Source organism: Nocardia sp. JMUB6875 (assembly GCF_041154655.1).
Taxonomy (GTDB): Bacteria; Actinomycetota; Actinomycetes; order Mycobacteriales; family Mycobacteriaceae; genus Nocardia.
Genome location: NZ_BAAFGR010000277.1, coordinates 1 through 6,731 on the forward strand (window position 1 = coordinate 1; position 6,731 = coordinate 6,731).

The window sequence follows — 6,731 nt, forward strand, 5'->3', positions numbered from 1 at the left end:
CCCCCTCATCCCCCGCATGCAGCGCGTCGTACATCTCCTGAGGCAGCGGATTCCCATGCTCATCCAGCCGGCTGTCCAGCCCCATGATCAAAATATTCTGTGTCTTCCCGCTGGATTTCGGCCCCTCCGGACTGACCCCCGAAATCGTCAGCCCACTGAGCTCATGGTGATACTGCCGCCAAGCCATCCCCGTAGCCGCCACCACAGCCACCGCCACCACAGCCACCGCCGCCCGCCCGGCCACCAACACCCGATGCGATCGCCCCCTGCGATCCCTCGACCGCCGCCCACCGGACGGGCGGGGTCTGGACCCTCGCGCCGCCGGTAGCGGCACCGTCGCGGGCTCAAACGCTCCCGAATGTCTCCCCCGACGATCACGAGCGTGCGTCATGCCCACCGAGACTAGTCCGCGTCGATGAGCAACCGCTCCCACTCAACAGAGTCCAACGATGTCCCGGGCACCAACTCCGGATCGAGCAGCGGAACCGCATCGTCGCCTCCGTGCGTCCACCCGAGTTCGTCCGTGCTGCACAACATCCCGAAGGAGGACTCACCACGGTAGTTTCGCCGCCGCATCTTCTTCCGGCCTGGCAGGCGGGTGCCCGGCGGAGCAGCCGGAACCATGTCGAGTGGGCGAAGTAGCCGGAAGCCTCCGTAAACAACCTGACGCTTGATCCCATTGCCTAGGTCGATAACGGCCAATCTGATGCTGTGCGCATTCGGATGCGGCCGCACCTCCAAGACCCGAGCAGCCACCACGCCGCTCGTTTGTCCAACACAGGCCGTATCGGTCATGCACCGGTTCCCTTCGTCAAGGCCTCGAGCGTTCGCGAGGCCAATTTTCGATGATGATCGTTCATCAGAGAGACTCTCAGATGTTCCGAAGTCGGCGGCTCCGTGAACCCGATCCAGCCGTCGTCGCCGATGTATTGCTCGACATATTGATAGAGAATAGGTCCGTTCTTACGCAGACTGTTGACATCTAGTTTGAACAGACAAAACCCCACGTAGAAGCTGTTTCTAGCGACCGTGAACTTACACCGGCCAAGATCGCGCTCATCCAGTTGCTGCATACCGAGCAATGTCTTGAATTGCTCGACAGATGTTTCTCGATCCGGCATATCCGGCGACAAGACGAAATGGTAACTACGTTTCCTGGCCAGATTCTCGGCCACAATCGCAAGGAAACGACCCGCCGTCACCCCCTGCTCGACTTCACCCTCGACCGTCACGAGGTCTTCCTCGAGGTCCATTGCGGCGATTATGCTTTCTTTGCTGAATCTCTCCAATTGGAGAGCCTGCTGCTGGTCGAGCATTCCGGAGAATGTCGCCGGGCGCTTCGTAGCGCTCTGCGCCGCCGCATCGATTCGGTCAGCGATTATTGATCCGATCTTCGCCACGAAAGCCGCATGCACGGCGCCATCCGCCCGCGCGGACGCGAGACCGGCTTCCATGTAGCGCGCGATGGGACCGTAATCCAGCGTTCCGCTCGGTCCCGCGACGCTGTCCTCGCCGAGGATGAGGTAATCCAGCGACACACCGAATAATTCGGCGATGGCGACCAATCTGTCGACAGTGGGCATCGTCTGCCCCTTCAGATACTGAGACAGCGCGGCCGCGGAAATACCAAGATCAGAACTGACCTGCTGCCGCCTACCACGAGCGTCACCGATGAGATGGTTAAGCGTCGCAGCAAACTTGACCTCGCGCATGACTACCTCTCCCAGTCCTCCACGATGCCTTTCAACCCCTGGCAGCAAACTACTCCGTGCCAGCGGCCGGACGCAGCATATCGGTGCGAGTCGACGCTGTCACGTCAAGCAGAACTTCAAGATCATTTATTCGAACGCAAGTGTTACTTCAGTTCGCTTGACAGCCACGACGCCGCCCCGCACCCTCGATAGTGTCAGGGTCAGCACGACGGCGGACCTGATATGAGGCGACCTTGGTCGGGCGGAGGAGGGTGCCTCGCTGTAAATTCATGGCCTCTGGGCATCGCCGCGGGCGAGGATCGCTTGGCGCGCGCCGGCCAAATTTCATTTTGCCCAAAATATCCGAATCATTAATGATTCGGATTTCGCTATTCAGCGCCAACGAATGAAGACTGCCATGCCATACGACGCTGTCCGGTATTGTCCGCAATGCGGCAATCGTATCGAATCCGAACCACCCACACCCCCGATCCCCGCATCGCCGATCGAGCGCGCGGCACGGCCGCTGACCATGCCGCGCCGGGGCTCGGTGACAGGCAGAGTCATCGGCCGACCCGATCGGGTCGTGATGCGTGTGCTGAATCCGCTCTGGTTCGTCCTGACGATGCTGGTGGTACTGACCGAGCAGCCACTTCTGCCGGTGTCGGTGCTGCCGACCCTCGGGGCGATCACCTTCGTGGGCGGGATGGATCTTCGGCTGGCGCGCAGCCGGAATCAGTGGGTCGCACGGATTTTCGGATGGTTATCCCCGGTGGAGAGTCGGTGGGGATTGCTGCTGCGGTTCGTCGACGACGAGGGGCGCAAGTGGGAGGCCCGGTTCCTTCCGGTGACGCCCATGGAGTTGCTCTCGGACGATTTGATGTTCGCCAACGGATGGATTCAAAGGCGAGATCAACTGCAGATCTGGGGCCTGACGAATATCAGAACCGGCGTGCACAAGGTGAGTCGCTATGTCGCGGTGTGGCCGTTGGTGGTCGCGAGCATCGTGATCACGATGCTGTGTGCGATCGCGGTGATATGAGACTGTGCCCGCCACCTCAGGGTGGCGGGCACAGTCTTGTTATCAGTCGGCGACGAGATCGGTTGTCAGACGGTTGTTTCCGAGTGTTTGCGGGAGAGGAGCGGGTAGCCGACGCAGACCAGGACGCCCCAGACGAGGCCGACGACCAAGGCGCTGCGGCCGTCTTCGGTGAAGAAGAGGAGGACTACTACGAGGGCCAGGAAGGCTAGGGCCAGGGCGGTGGTGAAAGGGGCTCCCGGGAGGCGGTAGTCGCTGGTGGGGAGGAGGCCCTGTTTGACGCGGAGGCGGTAGAGGAGGTGGCAGACCAGGATCATGCCCCAGACGAAGATGATGCCCATGGTGGAGACCGAGGTGATGTAGCCGAAGGCCTTGTCGGGGGAGAAGTAGTTGACGGCTACGCCGATGACCATGACGGCGGCGGATACGGCGATGCCGACGGCGGGGACCGAGCGGGGGCTCAGGGAGCCCAGGGCGGCGGGGGCCTCTTCGCGCTGGGAGAGGCTGCGCAGCATGCGGCCGGTGGAGTAGATGCCGGAGTTGCAGGAGGACAGGGCCGCGGTCAGCAGGACGAAGTTGATGATGCCCGCCGCGCCGGGGATGCCGATCTGCTGGAAGACCTCGACGAACGGGCTGCGGCCCGCGTGGAAGGTGCGCCAGCTCGACACCGACATGATGACGATGAGCGCGCCGATGTAGAACAGGCCGATCCGGAACGGCAGGGTGTTGATGGCCTTGCGCAGGGTGCGCTTGGGGTCGCGCGCCTCACCGGCGGTGACGCCCACCAATTCGACACCGACATAGGCGAACACCACGATCTGCAGTGCCAGCAGCGCCTGCCCGAACCCGTTGGGGAACACTCCGCCGTCGTTCCAGAGGTTGGTGACGGTCGGGTTGGTGGCGTGGCCGAAGTGGAAGACCAGCACGCCGACGCCGATCACGATCATGGCGAGGATGGCGGTCACCTTGATGGCGGAGAACCAGAATTCGCCCTCGCCGAACAGCCGCACCGACACCAGGTTCGCGATGAACATGATGCCGAGCACCACCAGCGCGGTCACCCACTGCGGGATGTCGAACCAGTACTGCACGTACTTGCCCGCGACGGTGATCTCGGCCATGCAGGTCGCGACCCACACCGCCCAGTACGTCCAACCGGTGGCGAAGCCCGCGAAGCGGCCCAGGAACTCGTTCGCGTATTCGGCGAAGCTGCCGGTGACCGGGCGATAGGTGAGCAGCTCACCCAGCGCGCGCATGATCACGAAAATGGCCAGACCAGCTGCCAGGTAGCAGAGGATGAGCGCCGGGCCGGCCTTCTCGATGGCCCCGCCCGCGCCGTAGAACAGGCCGGTGCCGATCGCACCGCCGATGGCGATCATCTGAATGGTGCGCGGCGACAGGCCGCGCGAGTACCCCTCGTCCGCAGCGGGTGCGGTACCGGTGTCGGGTAGCTGCCTTTCTGAGGCTGTCATGCATGTCCTTCCACGTGCGTGCGACCGCGCCCCCGCCAGTCGTGATCGCGGGAACACGGTCGCGCCGAGCTAGCCGACGGATTGCCGGGCTCGGTCCAACGGCGTGTCACGCTACCGGAGAGGTATTCGACGTCACAGTCACCGCGGCAGGTGGCGCGCTGCCGGATTGCCGGAAGGTGGCCTCAGCCCGCCTCATCGATCAGTTCCAGCCCGGTGACGACCTCGGTCTCGATCCGGATGACGTGATCCATCGGCAGGTTGATCCACGGGTCCAGCAGCGTCTCGTAACGCTGCACCTGTTCGGGATCCATGACCACGCGCGCCACCCCGGTGACGATCACGCTCCAGCCCTGCCGGGTGTGCTCGTCGAAGGAGTCCGCCTCGTAGGCCACCACCTGGCCGTCACCCCGCAACAGGCTTGCGCCGAGGTGCGCACGCACCACCACAGCGTCTTCTTCGACGATGTGATTCACCGGCCTGATGATCGGAAGTCCTCGCCGCGAGTACACAATTCGCCCGTATTGCGCGCTCGCCAGCCGTTTCAGTGAATCGGCAGCCGAGAGCTCGCGCAGCTTTCGTGCCCCAACGCCGCCCATTCTTCCGATTGTGGTCGATCGTCACGAATTACGCCAATTACCTTGCCGCATCCGGTGGTTCACTCCCAGCATCAGCGCAGCGGCGGCATCTCGACCAGCGCCGGCGGCTTGTCGGTGCGCAACCCCTTCCAGCTGGGCATGCGCAGCCGCTCGCCGGAGAATTCGCGGTATTCGACGTCCCCGACCAGGATCGGCCGCACCCAGTGCCAGCCGCCCGCACCGGCTTCCGGCGGGGTTTGCTCGAAAGGGCTTGCGGAGACGGTGATCTCGTCCAGGGCGCCGCGCAGCACCCGGCGGGCGGCCTGGGTGAAGCCGGTGCCCACGTTCCCGATGTAGACCAGCCGCCCCGTCTCGTCGTGCGCGCCCATCACCAGCGATCCGAATGTCGTCCCGAATCCCCCGGCCCCGGGTGTCCACCCCGCCACCACCACTTCGGTGTTCTGCCGCAGCGGCGTCTTGATCCAGGCCGGTGTCCGCCGCCCGGGCAGATACACCGAATCGGTTCGCTTCGACACGATGCCCTCGATCCGATGCTCGCGGGCGACTTCCAGCAATTTCTCCGCATCCACGTCGGTCCAGTACGGCGGCACCGAAACCGGTGTGCTCGGCCGCAATTCGGCGAGTCGGTCGCGTCGCTCGAGATACGTCTCCCCCGTGACGTCGACGCCGTCGACGCGCAGCACATCGAAGATGAAGTACTGCACCGGCACCTCGGCCACCAGCTGCTCGCTCGGCCGCGCCACATGCATCCGCCGCTGCAGCAATCCGAACGAGGGCACACCCTCGCGATCCTGGGCGATGATTTCGCCATCTAGAATCAGAGATCCGGTGCCGGACAACGCTTTCAATGCCGCCACGATCTCCGGATACGCCGCACTCACAGCATTGCCGTTGCGGCTGTAGAGCCAACATCCCCCGCCCTCGCACACCGCGATGATCCGGACCCCGTCCCACTTCATCTCCACCGCCCACCCCGGCCCGTCCGGCGGCGCGCCCCCGGTCGCCAGCATGGGCGACGGGCCACGACGGACGGAGGCGGCCACCGAAGCCGCTATCCGCGCCGACAATCGGGCAATAGAGACATGCCCTGGAGTTTGCTATCGAGTTGCCACAGCGCGATCGCGGCACGCCGGAGGCCGCCGGGTCGTTATCGAGTGCGACTCACCGCACAACCCGCCGGACCGCGGGTTTGACCTGCGGAGCAGCGGGCATGCCCCCTACATGCTGACAATCATCGGGCTCATCGCTCTGCTGGGTGCTGTGACCGTGGGGGCGGCCGGTATCCAGGCCAACAGCGGTGACGGCCACACAGTGCCCAGTGGCTTCACGGTTTTCGATCACACCTACGGGGGCTCCTCCGGATTACTGTTCGCCTACGGGATATTGGTCGGGGCGATCGGCACGGCGGGCTTCATCCTGCTGCTGGCCGGTCTCTGGACCACCTCCCGCCGCGGCGTGACGGCCCGGCGCGAGCTGCGCCAGTCCCGGCGCGAAATGGCCGCGGCACGAAAGGAACTCGCGAAACCCGTACCGGCACCCCAACCGGCGCGTAGCGTGGATTCGCCCCGGCAGCCGGTGGTTCCCATGACCAAGACGCCGCCGCAACGCCTGTTCGCGCGGCCGACCTGGTCGGTCAACCCCTTCCGCAAGGGCCCGGGCACCACACCCGCCAAAACCGAATCCGTCGCCAAATAGGACGTCGCCAAATAGGACCCGGCCCCGAGCAATCGGGTCCCCGGTCCCCAGAGGACACCGCATGCTCGTCGTGCTCGGCCTCGCGCTGCTCGACGCGGGCTGGCTCATCGCCACCCCGGCTCTCACCTCGCTCGGCATCATCGCGCTCACCGCGGCACTGGTCCAATGGCTGCTGGGCGCACCCGCCCGCTACCTCGCCCATCCCCGCTACTGACCGCTGCCCCACCCCGATACCGAC

8 protein-coding genes and 1 pseudogene are annotated in these 6,731 nt (G+C 64.6%); 3 read left to right on the forward strand and 6 right to left on the reverse strand.

Going from position 1 to position 6,731, the window contains the following annotated elements; translation table 11 throughout:
* The 3 genes and pseudogenes from ACAM49_RS37720 to ACAM49_RS37730 form a co-directional block, all read right to left on the reverse strand.
* A pseudogene (locus ACAM49_RS37720) lies at positions 1-217 on the reverse strand (LytR family transcriptional regulator); the annotation flags it as partial.
* 185 nt (positions 218-402) lie between these two features.
* Positions 403-795: a hypothetical protein gene (locus ACAM49_RS37725; protein WP_369640320.1), complete on the reverse strand. Its 393-nt coding sequence runs from the start codon at positions 793-795 to the stop codon at positions 403-405.
* Positions 792-1,712 (reverse strand): helix-turn-helix domain-containing protein, encoded by a 921-nt coding sequence (locus tag ACAM49_RS37730; RefSeq protein ID WP_369640321.1) that lies wholly within the window; start codon positions 1,710-1,712, stop codon positions 792-794. Before ACAM49_RS37730 ends, ACAM49_RS37725 begins: the two co-directional genes overlap by 4 nt.
* A gap of 385 nt (positions 1,713-2,097) precedes the next feature.
* Here ACAM49_RS37730 and ACAM49_RS37735 point away from each other — a divergent pair, with 385 nt between their 5' ends.
* Positions 2,098-2,733, forward strand: coding sequence for a hypothetical protein (locus ACAM49_RS37735; RefSeq protein WP_369640322.1), 636 nt, complete (start codon positions 2,098-2,100; stop codon positions 2,731-2,733).
* A 65-nt stretch (positions 2,734-2,798) separates the two neighbouring features.
* On the opposite strand, the gene ACAM49_RS37740 is transcribed toward ACAM49_RS37735, so the two are convergent.
* The 3 genes from ACAM49_RS37740 to ligD form a co-directional block, all read right to left on the reverse strand.
* Positions 2,799-4,202: an amino acid permease gene (locus ACAM49_RS37740; RefSeq protein WP_369640323.1), complete on the reverse strand. Its 1,404-nt coding sequence runs from the start codon at positions 4,200-4,202 to the stop codon at positions 2,799-2,801.
* Positions 4,203-4,384: 182 nt separating this feature from the next.
* Positions 4,385-4,798, reverse strand: a complete 414-nt coding sequence (locus ACAM49_RS37745) for a pyridoxamine 5'-phosphate oxidase family protein (RefSeq protein ID WP_369640324.1) — start codon at positions 4,796-4,798, stop codon at positions 4,385-4,387.
* 71 nt (positions 4,799-4,869) lie between these two features.
* Positions 4,870-5,808 (reverse strand): non-homologous end-joining DNA ligase, encoded by a 939-nt coding sequence (gene ligD, locus ACAM49_RS37750; RefSeq protein ID WP_369640327.1) that lies wholly within the window; start codon positions 5,806-5,808, stop codon positions 4,870-4,872.
* Between the two features lie 211 nt (positions 5,809-6,019).
* Here ligD and ACAM49_RS37755 point away from each other — a divergent pair, with 211 nt between their 5' ends.
* Together ACAM49_RS37755 and ACAM49_RS37760 are read left to right on the forward strand one after the other, a co-directional pair.
* The gene (locus ACAM49_RS37755; RefSeq protein ID WP_369640325.1) at positions 6,020-6,493 is read left to right on the forward strand and encodes a LapA family protein; all 474 of its coding nucleotides are present in this window, start codon (positions 6,020-6,022) and stop codon (positions 6,491-6,493) included.
* Between the two features lie 61 nt (positions 6,494-6,554).
* Positions 6,555-6,707: a hypothetical protein gene (locus ACAM49_RS37760; RefSeq protein ID WP_369640326.1), complete on the forward strand. Its 153-nt coding sequence runs from the start codon at positions 6,555-6,557 to the stop codon at positions 6,705-6,707.
* Positions 6,708-6,731: the final 24 nt, after the last annotated feature.

What these genes read in the sequence shown, in the direction of transcription:
- ACAM49_RS37725 (WP_369640320.1), bottom strand. Translation starts at nt 795, where the DNA reads ATGACCGATACGGCCTGTGTTGGACAAACGAGCGGCGTGGTGGCTGCT.
- ACAM49_RS37730 (WP_369640321.1), bottom strand. Translation starts at nt 1,712, where the DNA reads ATGCGCGAGGTCAAGTTTGCTGCGACGCTTAACCATCTCATCGGTGAC.
- ACAM49_RS37735 (WP_369640322.1), top strand. Translation starts at nt 2,098, where the DNA reads ATGAAGACTGCCATGCCATACGACGCTGTCCGGTATTGTCCGCAATGC.
- ACAM49_RS37740 (WP_369640323.1), bottom strand. Translation starts at nt 4,202, where the DNA reads ATGACAGCCTCAGAAAGGCAGCTACCCGACACCGGTACCGCACCCGCT.
- ACAM49_RS37745 (WP_369640324.1), bottom strand. Translation starts at nt 4,798, where the DNA reads ATGGGCGGCGTTGGGGCACGAAAGCTGCGCGAGCTCTCGGCTGCCGAT.
- ligD (WP_369640327.1), bottom strand. Translation starts at nt 5,808, where the DNA reads ATGCTGGCGACCGGGGGCGCGCCGCCGGACGGGCCGGGGTGGGCGGTG.
- ACAM49_RS37755 (WP_369640325.1), top strand. Translation starts at nt 6,020, where the DNA reads ATGCTGACAATCATCGGGCTCATCGCTCTGCTGGGTGCTGTGACCGTG.
- ACAM49_RS37760 (WP_369640326.1), top strand. Translation starts at nt 6,555, where the DNA reads ATGCTCGTCGTGCTCGGCCTCGCGCTGCTCGACGCGGGCTGGCTCATC.